General features: G+C 70.8%; 19 protein-coding genes. 12 read left to right on the forward strand and 7 right to left on the reverse strand.

The annotated features are described in order from the left end of the window. The first annotated feature begins 75 nt into the window (after positions 1-75). On the forward strand, positions 76-354 hold the full coding sequence (locus F4560_RS46450; protein ID WP_376775412.1) for a proprotein convertase P-domain-containing protein: 279 nt from the start codon (positions 76-78) through the stop codon (positions 352-354). An 82-nt stretch (positions 355-436) separates the two neighbouring features. Here F4560_RS46450 and F4560_RS01285 read toward each other — a convergent pair whose 3' ends face one another. Beyond that, positions 437-1,012: a hypothetical protein gene (locus F4560_RS01285; protein WP_184915026.1), complete on the reverse strand. Its 576-nt coding sequence runs from the start codon at positions 1,010-1,012 to the stop codon at positions 437-439. Positions 1,013-1,149: 137 nt separating this feature from the next. Here F4560_RS01285 and F4560_RS01290 point away from each other — a divergent pair, with 137 nt between their 5' ends. From F4560_RS01290 to F4560_RS01305, 4 genes are read left to right on the forward strand one after another with little or no spacing between them, the layout of a single operon-like run. Then, entirely contained in the window at positions 1,150-1,827 is a 678-nt protein-coding gene (locus tag F4560_RS01290; protein WP_184915029.1) for a TetR/AcrR family transcriptional regulator, read from the forward strand. 56 nt (positions 1,828-1,883) lie between these two features. Beyond that, complete coding sequence (locus F4560_RS01295) at positions 1,884-3,182, forward strand: FAD-dependent oxidoreductase (RefSeq protein WP_184915033.1); 1,299 nt, start codon at positions 1,884-1,886, stop codon at positions 3,180-3,182. 29 nt (positions 3,183-3,211) lie between these two features. Next, a complete protein-coding gene (locus F4560_RS01300) occupies positions 3,212-4,729 on the forward strand; it encodes a sensor histidine kinase (RefSeq protein ID WP_184915036.1) in 1,518 nt (505 codons plus the stop codon). After that, on the forward strand, positions 4,720-5,361 hold the full coding sequence (locus F4560_RS01305) for a response regulator (RefSeq protein ID WP_184915040.1): 642 nt from the start codon (positions 4,720-4,722) through the stop codon (positions 5,359-5,361). The genes F4560_RS01300 and F4560_RS01305 overlap by 10 nt, the downstream gene beginning before the upstream one ends. Before the next feature lie 12 nt (positions 5,362-5,373). Here F4560_RS01305 and F4560_RS01310 read toward each other — a convergent pair whose 3' ends face one another. Both F4560_RS01310 and F4560_RS01315 read right to left on the reverse strand, forming a co-directional pair. Further along, a complete protein-coding gene (locus F4560_RS01310; protein WP_221483292.1) occupies positions 5,374-6,102 on the reverse strand; it encodes a class I SAM-dependent methyltransferase in 729 nt (242 codons plus the stop codon). Between the two features lie 54 nt (positions 6,103-6,156). Further along, on the reverse strand, positions 6,157-6,735 hold the full coding sequence (locus F4560_RS01315; RefSeq protein ID WP_184915043.1) for a class I SAM-dependent methyltransferase: 579 nt from the start codon (positions 6,733-6,735) through the stop codon (positions 6,157-6,159). A gap of 53 nt (positions 6,736-6,788) precedes the next feature. On the opposite strand from F4560_RS01315, the gene F4560_RS01320 reads away from it, so the two are divergent. The 7 genes from F4560_RS01320 to F4560_RS01350 all read left to right on the forward strand — a co-directional run bounded on the left by F4560_RS01320 (position 6,789) and on the right by F4560_RS01350 (position 12,861). Beyond that, on the forward strand, positions 6,789-7,202 hold the full coding sequence (locus F4560_RS01320; protein ID WP_184915046.1) for a MerR family transcriptional regulator: 414 nt from the start codon (positions 6,789-6,791) through the stop codon (positions 7,200-7,202). Positions 7,203-7,297: 95 nt separating this feature from the next. Then, positions 7,298-8,347 (forward strand): hypothetical protein, encoded by a 1,050-nt coding sequence (locus F4560_RS01325; protein WP_184915049.1) that lies wholly within the window; start codon positions 7,298-7,300, stop codon positions 8,345-8,347. Continuing rightward, complete coding sequence (locus F4560_RS01330; protein WP_184915052.1) at positions 8,344-9,123, forward strand: hypothetical protein; 780 nt, start codon at positions 8,344-8,346, stop codon at positions 9,121-9,123. The genes F4560_RS01325 and F4560_RS01330 overlap by 4 nt, the downstream gene beginning before the upstream one ends. Positions 9,124-9,134: 11 nt before the next feature. Next, the gene (locus F4560_RS01335) at positions 9,135-9,458 is read left to right on the forward strand and encodes a cupredoxin domain-containing protein (RefSeq protein WP_184915055.1); all 324 of its coding nucleotides are present in this window, start codon (positions 9,135-9,137) and stop codon (positions 9,456-9,458) included. Beyond that, the gene (locus F4560_RS01340; RefSeq protein WP_184915058.1) at positions 9,455-10,546 is read left to right on the forward strand and encodes a hypothetical protein; all 1,092 of its coding nucleotides are present in this window, start codon (positions 9,455-9,457) and stop codon (positions 10,544-10,546) included. The genes F4560_RS01335 and F4560_RS01340 overlap by 4 nt, the downstream gene beginning before the upstream one ends. 246 nt (positions 10,547-10,792) lie before the next feature. Then, positions 10,793-11,551 carry a bestrophin-like domain gene (locus F4560_RS01345; RefSeq protein ID WP_184915061.1) on the forward strand — a complete coding sequence of 253 codons (759 nt, stop codon included), beginning with the start codon at positions 10,793-10,795 and terminating at the stop codon, positions 11,549-11,551. Beyond that, positions 11,548-12,861: a DUF6923 family protein gene (locus F4560_RS01350; RefSeq protein ID WP_184915063.1), complete on the forward strand. Its 1,314-nt coding sequence runs from the start codon at positions 11,548-11,550 to the stop codon at positions 12,859-12,861. The genes F4560_RS01345 and F4560_RS01350 overlap by 4 nt, the downstream gene beginning before the upstream one ends. Here F4560_RS01350 and urtE read toward each other — a convergent pair whose 3' ends face one another. The 4 genes from urtE to urtB are packed head-to-tail and all read right to left on the reverse strand — an operon-like array spanning position 12,862 to position 16,224. Then, positions 12,862-13,557: an urea ABC transporter ATP-binding subunit UrtE gene (urtE, locus tag F4560_RS01355; RefSeq protein WP_184915066.1), complete on the reverse strand. Its 696-nt coding sequence runs from the start codon at positions 13,555-13,557 to the stop codon at positions 12,862-12,864. Beyond that, the gene (urtD, locus tag F4560_RS01360; RefSeq protein ID WP_184915071.1) at positions 13,557-14,306 is read right to left on the reverse strand and encodes an urea ABC transporter ATP-binding protein UrtD; all 750 of its coding nucleotides are present in this window, start codon (positions 14,304-14,306) and stop codon (positions 13,557-13,559) included. The genes urtE and urtD overlap by 1 nt, the downstream gene beginning before the upstream one ends. After that, positions 14,303-15,352 carry an urea ABC transporter permease subunit UrtC gene (urtC, locus tag F4560_RS01365; protein ID WP_184915074.1) on the reverse strand — a complete coding sequence of 350 codons (1,050 nt, stop codon included), beginning with the start codon at positions 15,350-15,352 and terminating at the stop codon, positions 14,303-14,305. The genes urtD and urtC overlap by 4 nt, the downstream gene beginning before the upstream one ends. Beyond that, positions 15,349-16,224 carry an urea ABC transporter permease subunit UrtB gene (gene urtB / locus F4560_RS01370; protein ID WP_184915078.1) on the reverse strand — a complete coding sequence of 292 codons (876 nt, stop codon included), beginning with the start codon at positions 16,222-16,224 and terminating at the stop codon, positions 15,349-15,351. Before urtB ends, urtC begins: the two co-directional genes overlap by 4 nt. Positions 16,225-16,238: the final 14 nt, after the last annotated feature.

Consider the following 16,238-nt stretch of genomic DNA (forward strand, 5'->3'; position numbering starts at 1 on the left):
CCTCCGGTCGGCAAGGTGTTCGAGAACCTGGCCGACGTGACCATCCCCGACGCGGGCGCGGCCGTGTACAGCAACGTGACCGTCAGCGGCGTCGCGGGCAACGCGCCGTCCACCCTGAAGGTCGGCGTGGACATCAAGCACTCGTGGAGCGGTGACGTGGTGATCGACCTGGTCGCGCCGGACGGCTCCACCTACCGGATGAAGAGCGCGAGCAGTTCCAGCACTCCCAACGTGATCACCACGTACACGGTGAACGCGTCGTCGGAGGTCGCCAACGGCACGTGGCGGCTGAAGGTGCAGGACGTCTACAGCCAGGACACCGGCTACGTGGACGCGTGGCGCCTGACGTTCTAGCGGGCCTCGCCTGACGTTCCGGCGGGCCTTCCGAACGGCCGAGTGGCCTCACCCGCGATCCGGGTGGGGCCACTCGGTGTGATCAGGCACGCCGCTGCCACAGCTCACGGGCGATCAGCCAGCAGCCGACGAGCAGCAGCAGGCCGTGGGCCATGCGGATCGGCGGCGCGGTGAAGAACTGCGGCAGGAAGAGCACGAAACCCAGCGCGTAGGGGATGGCGGCACGGCTCTTGAGTTCGATGGCCGCCATCACCGCGCCCACGGCGAGCACGGCCAGGCCGACGCCGAAGATCGTGATCCCGGCCGGGTGGTAGCGGACCGCGTCGACCAGCTCCAGCAGGGCCGGGTCCGGCTGTTCGGTCGCACGCAACCCGATGGCGTACAGCCCGAACGTCTCCAGGCCGTAGTAGACGGACGTCAGCACCGCGCCGGCCATGGTGACGGCGGCGGCACGGGAGCGTGAGAGGGCCAGCAGGCCGAGGCTGGCCAACAGGAACCCGCCCACGGCGAGCAAGTGCGCGGCGACCCACGCGGACGTGCCCATGATGCGCAGCCCGTCCACCGTCGTCTCGTCCGAGTAGGGCCGCAGCACCGGGTAGAGCAGGAAAAACGCACCTGCGGCGCCGAACGCGGCGGCACCGGCCCTGAGCTTGTCCATGACGTCTCCGTGAGCGCTAGTCGTTTTAGAGAGCACCGCTCTCTGTCGAGGGGAATGCTGCGCCCTGGCGCGGCTCCTGTCAAGAGCAGTGCTCTCTTTTGTTGCACCCGCTCTCGGAGTGCGCGATCATCGTCGTCATGACCGGCACACCGAGGCAGCGGGCGCGGGCCCAGGCGATCGAGGACATCAAGCGCATCGCCAAGGAGCAGTTGGCGCGGGAGGGCAGCGCGGCCTTGTCGCTGCGGGCCATCGCACGGGAGTTGGGCATCGTGTCGTCCGCCGTCTACCGGTACGTGCCCAGCCGCGACGACCTGCTGACCATGCTCATCGTGGACGCGTACGACTCGCTCGGTGACGCGGTCGAGGCCGCCGAGGGCGCGTGCGCGCGGGACGACCTGCGCGGCCGGTGGACGGCACTCGGGTCGGCGGCGCGGACGTGGGCGGTGGAGCGGCCTTCGGAGTACGCGTTGATCTACGGCAGCCCGGTGCCCGGCTACCAGGCGCCCGTGGACCAGACCGGTGATCCGGGCACCAGGGTGTCGTTCCTGTTGCTGGCGCTGCTCGCGGAGGTCGAGCGCGAACGGCCGCCGGCGCGACCGCTGCCCGGACCGCTGGGCCAGGACTTCGCCGCGCTGCGGGACGGCCTCGGGCTGAAGATCGGCGACGACCTGCTGGCCCGCGGGTTCCTGGCGTTCTCGGCGCTGTTCGGGCTGATCAGCTTCGAGTTGTTCGGCCAGTACCGGGGCAGCCTGACCGACTGCGCGGCCCACTTCGACCACCAACTCGGCCGGTTGGCTGACGTCCTCGGCATCTGACGGCGTGTGCGCGACAGGTGGTGCCGTCGGCTGACGATCACTGCCACAGTGGTCGGATGACGCATGCGGTGGTGCTGGGCGCGAGCATGGGCGGGTTGCTGGCGGCACGGGCGTTGGCGGGGGTTTACGACCGGGTCACCGTGGTCGAAAGAGACGCGTTGCCGGCGGACGTGGGCAACCGCCGCGGTGTGCCGCAGGACAAGCACTTCCACACCATCCTGCTGCGCGGCGCGCAGGTGCTCGAGGAGATGTTCCCCGGCCTGACGAGCGATCTGGTGGCGGCGGGCGCGCGGCGGGTGAGCTTCAACGACGAGGCCCGGTTCGTGTTGTCCGGGCACGAGTTGGCGCGAACGGTGACCGGCGCGTCGGACATCCAGGCGACCCGGCCGATGCTGGAGCGGGCGGTCCGGGCGCGGGTCGGGGACCACGCCGGTGTGCGGATCGTGCCGGGGTGCGACGTGGCCGGGCCGATGGTCGACCGCGGCCGGGTGACCGGCGTGCGGGTCGTCGTGGACGGCGCGGACGGCGTGCTGGAGGCCGACCTCGTGGTGGACGCGATGGGGCGGTACGGGCGGTCACGGGCGTGGTTGACGGCCATGGGCTTCCCGACGCCCGAAGAGGACCGGATCGACGTGGACATGATGTACGTGAGCCGGTTGGTGCGGCCGGTGGAACCGTTCCGGGACAAGCTGGTGCTGATCGGACCGGTGCCCGGCCGGACGACCGGGTTGGTGTTCGCCGCGCAGGAGGACGGCCGGTGGATGGTTACCGTGGCCGGCATGGCGGGCGACCACCCGCCGACCGACGAGGCCGCCTACGCCGCCTTCGTCGAACGGGCCGCGCCGCCGGACGTGCACCAGGCCATCGTCACCGCGGAACCGCTCGGCCCGTTCCGCTCGCACCGGTTCCCGGCCAGCCTGCGCCGTCGTTACGAGCGTTTGCGGCGGTTCCCTCCCGGCCTCCTCGTCTTCGGTGACGCGCTGTGCGGCTTCAACCCGATCTACGGCCAGGGCATGACCGTCGCGGCGCTGGAGGCGGTCGCGCTGCGGCGGTGCCTGCGGGACGGCGAGAACGGCCTGGCCCTGCGGTTCTTCCGCGCCGCGGCCGGGATCATCGACCCGGTGTGGCAGCTGAACGCGGTCGCCGACCTGGCGTTGCCGGAGATCGACGGACGCCGCACCCCGGCCACCAGGCTCCTCAACCGGTACATCGCCCGGCTGCACCGCGTCGGCGCGCACGACCCCGTGGTCGCCGGCGCGTTCATGCGCACCATCGGACTCCTCGAACCGCAGTCCTCGATCACGCGCCCAGGGGTGCTGGCCCGCGTGGTCATCGGGGGCATGCGCCGGCGCTGAGCCGTCAGCTGAACGGCTACCTTGGGCACATGCTGCTGACGGCGGTGAGCGTGGTCTACGTGATCACGGGAGTGATCAGCCGCCGGGCGCAGCCGCGCAACCGGACCGGGCTGCTGTTCGTGCTCGTCGGGATCGGCTGGGAGGTCGACTACCTGTTCGACGACGACTCGGCGTTCCTGCTGGTGCTGGCGGCGCACCTCTGGCCCGCGGCGCTCGGCCACGCGCTGGTGGCGTACCCGACGGGCAGGCTGCGCACCCTGCCGCGGCGGCTGGTCGTGGCCGCCGGGTACGCCGAGAGCGTCCTGCTGAACGTGGCGTTCGAGTACGAGCATGAGCCTTGGGGCACTGCGGTCATCGCCGCCGAGACGCCCATGACGGCCGTGATCGGCGGCCTGATGCTGGCGCTCCAGTCGTATAGCTGGCGGTGCAGCAGCATGGCGCAACGCCGGACCCTCACCTCGATGCTGGGCGCGGCGGCGGTGGCCATCATCGTGTTCGTCGTGTGGGAACCGGTCGAGCGCGCGGGCCTCAACCCGCCCGCCGTGGTGCTGATCCTGGCGTTGAGCGGCATCCCGTTCGCCTATCTCGGTGGGCTGATGCGTCGCCGGATGGACCGCGGCGCGTTGGCCGAACTGGTGGTGCGGCTCAGCGGTGACAGCCGGCCGGCGGGGGTGCGGGAGGCGTTGGCCGCGACGCTGCACGACCCGAGCCTGCGCGTCGCGTACTGGGTGGCCGAGCAGGAGAAGTACGTGGACGCGGACGGCGCGCCGGTGACGCTGGACTCCGCGCACACCAGGGTGGACCGGGGCGGTGTGCCGGTCGCGGTGCTGCTGCACGACCCGGTGCTGGACCTGGAACTCGTGGACGCCGCTTGCGCCGCTGTGGGTTTGGCGTTGGAGAACGAACGGCTCACCGCCGAGCTGCGCGCGAAGGTCCGGCAACTGGGCGAGTCGCGGGCGAAGGTGTTGCGCGCGGCCGAGGACGAGCGTCGTCGGCTGGAGCGGAACCTGCACGACGGCGTCCAGCAGCGGCTGCTGTCGGTGGTGATGACGTTGGGGCTGGCGGAGACCGTGCCGCCGGAACGCGGGCGGGCGCTCGCGGCGGAGGCGAAGCAGGCGGTGCTGGCGACCATCGACGACGTGCGCGCGGTGTGCCACGGCATCCACCCGCCCGTGCTCACCGAACGGGGACTGCACGGCGCGGTGCGCGAGCTGACGGCGTTGGCCGAACCGCGGGTGGACCTGACCCTGGACCTGCCCCACCCCGTGCCGCCGTTGGTGGAGACGACGGCGTACTACGTGGTGGCCGAGGCTTTGGCGAACGTCACGAAGCACGCCGACGCGTCCCGCACGAAGGTCGTGATCACCGGTGGCGACGGCCGGTTGGTGGTGCGGGTGGACGACGACGGGCGCGGGGGAGCGGACCCGGAGCAGGGCTCGGGGCTGCGCGGCCTGAGTGAACGGGTGGAAGCGAACGGGGGAACGATGCGGGTGGTCAGTGCGGAGTCCGAGGGCACGAGCGTGCGGGTGGTGCTCCCGTGCGGGTAGTGATCGCGGAGGACTCGACGTTGCTGCGCGAGGGGTTGACCAGGTTACTCGCCGAGGCCGGGTTCGACGTCGTGGCTGCCGTAGAGGACGCGCCGACGTTGATGGCGGCGGTCGACGAGCACCGGCCCGACGCGGCCATCGTGGACATCCGGATGCCGCCGACGCACACCGACGAAGGGCTGCGTGCGGCGGTGTCGTTGCGCAAGCTGTACCCGGAGACCGGGGTGTTGGTGCTGTCGCAGTACGTCCGGGTGAGCTACGCGGCAGAGTTGTTGGACGCGGGCGCGGACGGGGTCGGCTACCTCTTGAAGGACCGGGTGTCCGACCTGGTCGAGTTCGCCGCGGCGATCCGCCGGGTCGGTTCGGGCGGATCGGCGTTCGACCCGGAGGTGGTGAGCCGGTTGCTGGTGCGGCGGCGGGACGACAGCGACGGTCGGTTGACCGAGCGGGAACGCGCGGTGCTCTCGCTGATGGCCGAGGGGCGCACGAATCAGGCGATCGCGCAGCGGCTGTTCATCGCGGAGCGGACCGTGGAGAAGCACTGCACCAGCATCTTCACCAAGCTGAACCTGTCCGCCAGCCCGCACGACCACCGCCGTGTGCTGGCGGTGCTGCGGTACTTGAACGCCTGAGGCGCGTCGGGCTCACCCCCGACGGCCCCACGCCGACATCGTGAACTGCGGCACGTCGAGGAACGCCGGGTCCGCGAGGAGCGCGTCGAACCCGGCGAGGTCGGCCTCGGTGACCGAGCCGTTCGCGAGCAGCGCCGGCGCGGCCCGCCGGAGCAGCGGCGCCCACCGGTCCTCCGCCCCGCCCATCCGGCCGAGCAGGCCCGAGTAGTCGACGTCGACCAGCCCCGCCCGCAGCATCGACGTGGGAAGGCCGCGTGCCCACGTCATGTCCGAGCCGCGCGCGGCGCAGTCCTCCAGGTAGGCGTGCATGATCCGCCGGACCACCGGAAACGACGACGTCTCGGCGGGCAGCAGGTAGGGGTCCTCGACCACCAGCCACCCACCGGGGCGCAGCCAGTCGACCGCCCGCGCGAGGACGTCGTCCCGGCCCGACAGGTGGCAGAGCAGGAACCGCGCGTGCACCAGGTCGAACCGGCCGGGCGTGAAGTCGGGCGCGGTGACGTCGGCCCGCACCACCTCCAGGTTCGCGGCCCGTCCCGGGTCGAGGAAACCGGTGTCCAGGTCGACCGCGACCGTGCGGCCGTCCGGGCAGCGGCCGGCGAGCCAGTAGGCGATCGACCCGGCGCCCGCGCCCAGTTCCAGGCAGTCCCACGACCGTCGCGGCGACAGTCCCTCGACCACTTCGACCGTGCGACCGTCGACCGCGCGTTGGATCGCCTCCAGCCGCTCCCGCTCCTCCAAGCCGTCCCCCTCGCCCCCTCGCCCACCGAGGACGCCATCGTGCCGGAACGCGGGTCAGCGTGCCGAAGCGACCACCCGGGAGAACAGCGCGACCGGCCACCACCCAGGCCGCACGGGCACGCGCCGGACGTCCGCGAAGCCCGTGAACGCCTCGGGCTCGAAGCGGGCGAAGCGGAAGTCGTACACCAGCAGGACGCCGCCCGGCCGCAGCACCCGCCCCAGTTCGGCGACCGCCCGCCGCCGGTCCGGCCACTCGTGCATGGACAGCGTCGAGACGACCAGGTCGACGCTGTCGTCGGGCTGCGGCAGGGCGGCCACGTCGGCGACCTGGAACGTGATCCGGGACGCCAGGTCGCCGACCGCGGCGGTCGCGATGTCGACCATGTCGGCGGACAGGTCGACGCCGCCGAGCACCACGTCCGCGCGACGGGCCGCGATCTCTCGCGGCAGTTGCCCCGGGCCGGTGCCGACGTCGAGCACCACGGCGTCCGGTGGGGCGAGCGCGGCGACGTCCGCGGCGACCCGCCGGTACAGGCCGCCGAGCGAGCGCCGGGCCCGCCGGTCGTAGGCCGTGCTGCGCCTCCGGTCGAAGTAGTGGGTCCGCGGGTGATCAGTTCGGGAGCGGTCGGACACGGGTTCTCCTCGCGTGGTTGACAACACCACCGACTGTGCAAGTTCATGTCGACATGAAGTCAAGCGAGGAGATGTCGATCGGCGAGCTGGCTGACCGGTTCGGGTTGGCCGCGCACGTGCTGCGGCACTGGGAGGACGTGGGGCTCCTGGCCCCGCGACGGCACGCGAACGGCCGGCGGCGGTACGGGCCGGCGGACGAGGCGCGGATCGCGATGATCCTGCTCGCCAAGGACGCCGGGCTGGGCCTCGACCTGATCCGGCTGCTGTTCGCCGCCACCGCCGACCGGCCGGCGCGACGCGCGCTCTACCGCGAGCACCACGACCGGCTCGCCGAGCGGATCGCCTCGCTCCAGGCGTCCCTGTCGGTGCTGGAGCACGCGATGGGCTGCGAGGCCGAGGACATCACCGCGTGCCCCGACTTCCGGGCTGCGGTGGCCTCCCGCATCGCCGGCCAAAGGTGCGGTTAACCGCACCATGCGGTGGGGTTGGCACGATTCCGGCGGGTGTGGCCGGGCGACAGGCTTGCGCCATGACAACGGGGCGGAATCTTGAAGTTGACGAAGTGGCGGGGGAGCCGGCGCCGGCGCGCGAGCGACCCCGCGCCGACTACCGCACGGACCTGATCACGGTCCTGCTGGGAACGTGGTTCTCGGCCGGGCTGTTCCTGGACGCGTGGGCGCACTCGAACGTGCCCGAACTGGAGTCCTTCTTCACGCCGTGGCACGCGGTGTTCTACTCCGGGTTCGCCGCGACCGGAGCCTGGATCCTGTGGATCCTGTGGCGCAACTACCGGCCGGGCATGCGCCTGATGGACCTGAGGGACGTGATCCCGGTCGGCTACGGCCCGGCGGTGTTCGCGCTGCCCGTGTTCGCCACGGCCGGCGCGGGCGACTACCTCTGGCACACGCTGATCGGCATCGAGCAGGGCATCGACATCCTGTTCAGCCCGACCCACCTCGCCCTGATCACGTCGATGATCCTGATCCTCACCACGCCGCTGCGCACCGCGTGGAGCAACCGGTCGATGGTGGCCCCGACGTTCCGGCAGTTCCTGCCCGCCGCGCTGTCGCTGGCGTTCACCGCCTCGCTCGTGCTGCTGTTCGCCGGTTACGCCGACGCGACGGTGTTCGACAGCGCCCAGATCACCAAGGCGTTCAGCTTCAAGAAGAGCGACGGCGGCTCGGGGCTCGCCGAGAACCTCGCCGCGTCCATCATGGTCACGAACCTGATCATGGTGGTGCCGCTGCTCCTGATCAGCCGCCGGTTCCGGGTGCCGTTCGGCGTCGCGACCCTGCTGTCCGTCGTGGTGATGGCGCTCGGCACCGCGGTCGCCAACTACACCAACATCAGCACCGCCATCGGCTTCATCGTCGCCGGCGTCGTCATCGACGTGCTGATGCTGAAGCTCCGCCCCTCCGAGGAGCGGCTCAAGGAGTACCGGATCTTCGGCGCGGCGGCGGCGTTCGTCATCTGGGTGGCGTTCTTCGCGTCGGCGGGCATCGATCAGGGTGTGATGCCGACCATCACCGAGATGTGGACCGGCGCGCCGATCGTGGCCGCGCTGCACGGCCTGCTCATGGCGGTGGTGCTCGTCCCGACCGCCCGCCGGTGAAGACGGTCCTCCTCGTCCTCGCCCTGCTGATCACCACGGCCACCCCGGCTCAAGCGCACGCCGGCGGCCTCACGCCGCAGGACCACCTGAGCCGGGTCACCGCGATCGACCCACCGCTGCCCGGCGTCACGGCGAGGATGGTGAACCACGGCACGCAGGTGGAGATCCGCAACGGCGGCAGCACCGCGATCACGGTCGCCGACCACGTGGTCGCACCTGGTGAGACCTACCGCTTCCGCGACGAACGCACCACCGCGCCGCAGTGGGAACTGCCGCTGGGCACGTCGGTGATCAAGGGCCGGGTCGACACCACACCGGACCCGAATCCCTTGTCGTGGCTGCTGTTCACGGCCGCGCTCGCCGTCGGCGGGTACTTCCTCGGTCGTGGACGGGCGTTGCTCGCGGTGGGGGTGATCGTGGTGACGGCGGCACACGCCTGGCACGCGGTGGGCTCCGCGCTCGCCGTGACCGGCCAGTCCTTCGTGCCGCTGCTGATCGGCGCGAGCGGGGTGGGTCTGGTGGCGTGGCCGCTGGCGGTCGTGACCGTGGTGGCGGCGGTGCGGCGCAAGCCTGCGACCGCGTTCGTGGCGGCCGTGGTCGGCGCGATGCTCGTGGTGGCGGGGATACCGGACTTCGACAGCTTCCGGTTCTCCCAGCTGCCGTTCGCCGGTCCGGGCGACCTGGACCGGCTGCTCGTGGCACTGACCCTCGGCGGTGGCCTCGGCCTCGCCGCGGGCGGATTCGACAACATGAGAAGGGCTGGTTCGACCACATGACAAGGGGTCCGGTGATCCGCGTTCTGCTTCTCGCCCTGCTGGTCGTGGCGGGGTGCTCGTCCGGAACGTCCGCCGCGCCGGCCGATCCGCTGGTGCTCCGACTGTCTGCGGACGAGGGGTCGTCGCCGCAGCGGGTGGAAGCCGTGCAGGGGCAGGCGATCGAGATGACCATCACCAGCGACAAACCGGTGGAGATCCACGTGCACGGGTTCGACGTGCTCGCCGAGGCCGACGCCGACAAGCCCGCGGTGCTCAAGTTCACCGCGGACCGGACCGGGACGTTCGACGTGGAGGCGCACCCGGACACGCTGCTGGCACGCCTGATCGTGCGGTGACCGTCCTCGCGCACGGCGTCGGCGCGCGGCACGACCTGCCGCTACCGCTGGACTTGGTGATGCAGGGCGCGGCGGTCGCGTTGCTGGCGTCGTTCCTGGCGTTGGGTCTGCTGTGGACGAAGCCCCGGTTCGATGCCGCCGCGCCGACGTCCGAACGCGACTGGTGGCCGGTGCGGGTGTTGGTGGCCGTCGGTCTGGTGTTCGTGCCCGCGCAGGCGTGGCCGCACCTGGTGTTCGTGTTGTTGTGGGTCGGCGTGGCGGTGCTGTCGATGCTGTTCGGTCCGGTGTGGAGGGTGCTCAACCCGCTGCGCCTGGCCGCCCGCGTCACGCTCGGCCGCACGTATCCCGAGCGGCTGGGGCACTGGCCGGCGGCGCTGGGTCTGCTGGCGTTCACGTGGGTGGAGCTGGTCGAGCCGGACGCCCTGCCGTGGTTCCTGGTGGCGTACGCGGTGGTGAACGTCGCCGGCGGCGTGGTGTTCGGCCGCACGTGGTTCGAGCGGGCCGACGGGTTCGAGGTGTTCTCGACGCTCCTGGGCCGGCTTTCGCCCCTGCACGGCAACCCGTTCCGCGCGCTCGTCGCCACGCCCGTCCGGCCCGGTCTGGTCGCGGTGGTGGCGGTGCTGCTGGGGTCGACGGCGTTCGACAGCATCGGCTCCAGCCTCGCCTGGGACAGCCTGTCGGTACCGGACTCCTTGGGGCTGGTGGTGACGGTGGGGCTGGTGGCGGGCAGCTACGTGCTGGCGTGCCGGTCGTTCGGCGGGGAGCTGGCGCACTCGCTGGTCCCCATCATCGCCGGTTACGTGGTGGCGCACTACTTCTCGCTGCTCGCGGTGGAGGGCCAACGGGCCTTCGCACTGTTGTTCGGAGTCTCCGGCTTCACCCCGAGTGACGCCCTCGCGGCTCCCGTGCTGGTCGCGTCCGTGCAGATCGGCGCGGTACTCGCCGGTCACCTGGTGGCCGTGGTGTCCGCGCACGACCGCACGTTGCGCCTGCTGCCGCCGCAGAAGCAGCTGACCGGCCAGGTGCCGCTGCTCGTGCTCATGGTGGGCTACACGTCGGGCGGCCTGGCCTTGCTGTTCGCGGCCTGACTGCGCCGTCGTGACCGGGGGTGACTCGACCGGCCCAATCCCTTAGGCCGTTGTGCGGCGTTGGACCGCAGTCGGGCGGTCCCGTCCCGTTTGTCACGTCGGTGTGTGCCCTCCCGTCACTCGACCGATTGGACTTCGAGTGCGGTCGGATGAACCTCCTTCTCTTGTGGATACCCAGTCACTAACTTCCGGGGACGTGGAACTCGCGGATCTGTGGATTCCGAACCGGGAATTGAAAGGGCGTTCATGAGTGTGTACCTCACAGGTCTGCTCTGGGTCGGCGGAGCGGCGATCATCGCCGCGATCCTCGCCTACCTGATCCGCAAGTACGGACCGGACGAGGGCAGATCAGCCAACAACGAGGCCGCGGGGCAGGTGTTCACGATCGTGGGCGGCCTGCACGCGGTGCTGGTGGCGTTCGTGCTGATCGCGTTGTTCGACGCCGTCACCCAGGCGAGTGATGCGTCCTACCGGGAGGCCGACGGCCTGGTCGCCGCGACGTGGGCGAGCGACGCGCTGTCCGAGGAGTCGGGCCGGGAGGTGCGCGAACTCTCCCGTGACTACGCGACGACCGTCATCCGGGACGAGTGGCCGGCGATGCGGCTGGGGAAGGACTTCGAGTCCACCGGCTGGTCCCAGCTCGACCGGCTGCGCCAGGTGGTGGCCCAGGCGCCGGCGACCGACGAGTGGCAGGTCGACCGCAAGGCCGAGGCCGCGAACCAGCTCTGGCAGGTGTACGAGGCGCGCCAGGCCAGGTTGGACGCGGCCGGCGGCGAGGTCAGCGCGGTGGTGTGGTTCGTGCTGGTGGCGGGCAGCGTGCTGGCCATCTGCCTGCCGTTGCTGTTCGGTGGGCCGCTGATGCGCACGCACGTCCTCATCGTGGCCACGCTCGCCGCGACCATCACGCTGTTGATGTACGCGACGTACCAGTTGCAGAACCCGTTCGGCGGCGGCGCAGACCTGACTCCCGATGCCTTCAAAGCGGCTATCGAGCGGTTCGGATGATCGAAGCGCTCGCTCAGGTCGTGTGCACCACCCTCCAAGTGGAGGCAGCCGCCCACGGCCCGTCGACCGCGTTCCAGGTGCGGTTCCCGTCGGGCGCGATGACGCCTCTCAACGTGCTGGACGTGCGGCTGAACGCCATCGGCTACTCCGCTCGGCAGGGCCTCGTCTACGGCATCGACCACCACGGCAGGCTCGTCGCACTCGACCGTTCCGGCCGGCTGGTCGGCACCCCGACCCGCCTGTTCCCCGCGTTGCGGCACGCGGTGGCGGGAGCGGTGGTGGGGGAGCGGCTGGTGGTGCGGGCGGGACCGGTGCTGTACACGGTGGACATCGACCCGACGAGCGGCAGCTTCGGGCATGTCGTGCACAAGGTGTGGATGCGGCCGCCGCGGGCGCTGACCGTGGACGACTTCGACGTGAACCCGGCCGACGGCCTGCTCTACGGCGTGGCGACGCGTTCGCACGAGCGTGGGGTGGTCGTCACCATCGACCCGCGTAGCGGTGAGGTGGAGGAGCTTCCCGAGACCAGGCGGCTGCCTGGTGGGAGCGGGTACGGCGCGGTGACGGTCAGCCCGGAGGGGGCGCTCTACGCGACGCAGAACCGGCACGGCGGTCGCAGCACGCTGTGGCGGGTGGCGTTGGACGGGTCGGGCGTGGTCACCGAGATCTCGTCCCGGCACGCGCTGCACACCATCGACTCGTCCGGCTGCCTGTCCACGCTCCCCACCCCCACGCCAACTCCCACGCCAACTCCCACGCCCACGCCGACTCCTACGCCAACTCCTACCCCGACCCCCACTCCAACTCCCACACCGACGCCAACCCCCACACCGACGCCAACCCCTAGCCCGACGCCGACGCCAACCCCCACGCCAACCCCAACGCCAACTCCGACCCCCACGCCCAGCCCCACTCAGACAACGAGCCCTACCCAGACGACGACCCCGCCTCCCAGCCCGCCCCTGACCACGACACCGCCGCCCCCTCCACCTCCTCCGCCACCGCCCCCGCCACCCCCACCGCCACCTCAGGCCATCCCCGCCCCGCCACCACCGAGGCCCACCACAACCACCACACGCACCACCACGACAAGGCCCACCACGACTACGCCCGCACCCACGCAGCCGGCCACGTCACCGCCGACCGCGCCACCCCCGAACGCCCTGGACATGCCGCCGGAACCGCGGGTGAACTCCGTGGAGCGGGTCGACAACCTCGTGCGCGACCAGCGCCGTTGGGGCATGACCGCGCTGCTCCTGATCATCGCCGGGGGCGCCCTCGCCCGACAGGCCGCGAACCGCCGACGGTAGCTACACGGCGAGCATCCGCCGCACCTCCTCGTCGTGCAGCTCCTCGACCGCCCCCGCGTGCACGACCTCACCCGCGTCCATCACCACGAAGCTGTCCGCCAACCGCAACGCGAAGTCCAGGTACTGCTCGACCAGCAGCACGGTCAACCCCGCCTCCCGGTGCAGCCGCTCGATCGCACCCTCGATCTCATCGATCACCGACGGTTGGATGCCCTCGGTCGGCTCGTCCAGCAACAGCAGCCGTGGCCGGGTGATCAGCGCCCGCGCGATGGCCAACTGCTGCCGTTGACCACCGGACAGGAACCCGGCCGGCCGCTTGAAGAACTGCCGCAAGGCCGGGAACACGTCCAACGCCTCGTCCACCGCCGCCGGGTCACGGTGCCCGGTGGCCTCCAACGTCACCTGGAGGTTCTCCCACACCGTCAGCTGCGGGAACGACACGTGACCCTGCGGCACGTACGCCATGCCCGCCCGAACCCGTTGGTGCGTGGGCATCCGGGTGATGTCCCGCCCGTCCAACGTGATCCGCCCGGCCGTTGGCGTGAGCGTGCCCATCACGGTCTTCAGCAACGTCGTCTTGCCGACTCCGTTGCGGCCCATCACGCACACCAGCGACCCGGCGGGCACCTCCAGACCCACACCGAACAGCACCCGCGCCCGCCCGTAGGCGGCGTCCACTCCGGACACCGACAGCATCAGCCCACCGCCTTCCCCTTGGCCCGACCCAGGTACACCGCGCGCACCTCGGGGTCCTCCTGAACGTCGGCGACCGAGCCCTCGCGCAGCACGTGACCCTGGTGCAGCACGGTGACCTTGCGCGCGTACTTGCGCAGGAACTCCATGTCGTGCTCCACCACGACCACGGTGTGCGTCGACGCGATCCGGTGCAGCAACTCGCCGGTGCGTTCCCGTTCCGATCGGCTCATGCCCGCCACCGGCTCGTCCAGCAGCAGCAGTTTCGGCTGCTGCACCAGCAACATCCCGATCTCCAGCCACTGCCGCTGCCCGTGCGACAGCACACCGGCGGGCTTGTCCGCCAACGCCGTCAAGTCCGCCGCCTCCAACGCCGACGCCACCGCGTCCGACACCCCGCGCCGCCGCCGGAACAACGACCGCAGCGGCAGCCGGAAGCTGTCCGCGAGGTCCAGGTTCTCCACCACGGTCAAGTCCTCGAACACGGTGGCGGTCTGGAACGTGCGGCCGACGCCCAGCCGCACGATGTGGTGCTCGCGCTTGCCGACCAGCTCCTCACCGCCGAACCGGACGCTGCCCGAAGCGGGCTTGGTCAACCCGGTCACCACGTCGATCAACGTCGTCTTGCCCGCGCCGTTCGGCCCGATCAGGAACCGCAACTCGCCTTCCTCGACGGTGAAGTCCAGCCCGTCGATCGCGGCGAACCCGTCGAACACCACCCGCAGCCCGCGCACCTCCAGCAGAGCCGTCACGCCGCCACCTCCACCGGAGCCGGTTTGCGGGACGACAACCGGTAGCGCAGCGACTCCACGACACCGGCGAGACCCTTGGGCGCGAACACCAGCACCAGCACGAACAACCCGCCCTGGAGGTACAGCCAACCTTCGGCGAAGTCCTCGCTGAACAACGTCTTGGCGTAGTTGACCGCGATGGCACCCGCGATCGCCCCGGCCAGCACGAACCGACCACCGACCGCGACACCGACCAGGAGTTCCAGCGACGGCACGATGCCGAGCAGCGCGGGCGAGATGATACCGACGATCGGCACGAACAACGCGCCCGCCAACCCGGCCATCACCGCCGAGATGGTGAACGTGATCGTCTTGACCACCGCCGGGTCGTAGCCGAGGAACCGCACCCGGTCCTCGCCGTCCCGCACCGCCACCAGCAACCGGCCGAACCGGCTGCGCACCAGCAGCTTCGCCACCAGGAACGTCACGCCGAGCACCACGGCCGCGACCGCGTACACCGCGCGTTGTCCGTTCGGGTCGGTCAGGTCCAGCCCGAAGAACTGGGTGAAGTTCGTCATCCCGTTCGTGCCGCCGGTCAACCCCTGCTGGCCCACCAGCAGGATCACGAAGGCCGCCGCCAACGCCTGGGACAGGATCGCGAAGTACGCGCCGCGCACCCGCTGCCGGAAGACCAGCAGTCCCAACAGGAACGCCACCAGACCGGGCACCAACATCACCGCCGCCAGCGCGAACACCGGGTTGCCGAACGGTTTCCACAGCGCGGGCAGCTCCTCGACGCCGCTCCACACCATGAAGTCCGGCAACCCGGCCGATCCGGCCTCCTTCAGCTTTAGGTACATGGCCATCGCGTAGCCGCCAAGGCCGAAGAACACACCCTGGCCGAGGGTCAGCATCCCGCCCTGACCCCAGGCCAACGCGATCCCGACCGCGACGATGGCGAAGCACAGGTACTTCGCCAGCAACCCCAACCGGAACGGCGAGAGCACGACCGGAGCCAGGGCGAGCAACACGATGCACACCACCAGGGAGATGCGACCCCACCTCATACCAGCGACCTCCCCTTCAGCACGAACATGCCCTGCGGTCGGACCTGGAGGAACGCGATGATCGCCACGAACACCAGCACCTTGGCCAGGCTCGCGTCGGTCCAGAACTCCAGGTAGCTGTTGAGGAACCCGAGCGCGACCGCCGCCAGCACCGCGCCGCGCAGCTGGCCCAGCCCGCCCGCGACCACGACCAGGAACGCGTCCACGATGTAGAAGGTGCCCAGGCTCGGACCGACCGGGCCGACGAGCGTCAACGCGACGCCCGCCACCCCGGCCAGCCCCGAGCCGAGCAGGAACGTGAACCGGTCCACCCGTCCGGTGGCGATGCCGCTGTACCCGGCCAGCTCCCGGTTCTGCACCACCGCCCGCATCCGACGGCCGGCGGGCATCCTGGTCAGGTACAGCCACACCCCGACCACGCACACCACGGCCAGCACGACGATGAACATCCGGTTGTAGGGCAGGCGGATGCCGAGCAGATCGACTCCGCCCACCAGCCAACCTGGTGCGGTCACCTGGACGTTCGGCGCGCCGAAGATGTCACGCGCCAGCTGTTGCAGCACCAGGCTCACGCCCCAGGTCAACAACAGCGTGTCCAACGGCCGTCCGTAGAACCGCCTGATCAGCGACCACTCCAGCAGCAGCCCCATCACCCCGGCCACGACGAACGCCACCGGCAACGCGATCAGGAACGACTGGCTGGTCAAACCCTGCAACAGGTATGCGGTGTAGGCGCCCGCCATGATGAACTCACCGTGCGCCATGTTGATCACGCCCATTTGGCCGAACGTGAACGTCAGCCCGAGCGCGATGAGCAGGAGCACCGCGGCGATGCTCAGTCCGATGGGCAGCTGGTTGGCCAATGCCCCCATGTCCCAGCCCCCTT

Source organism: Saccharothrix ecbatanensis (assembly GCF_014205015.1).
Taxonomy (GTDB): domain Bacteria; phylum Actinomycetota; class Actinomycetes; order Mycobacteriales; family Pseudonocardiaceae; genus Actinosynnema; species Actinosynnema ecbatanense.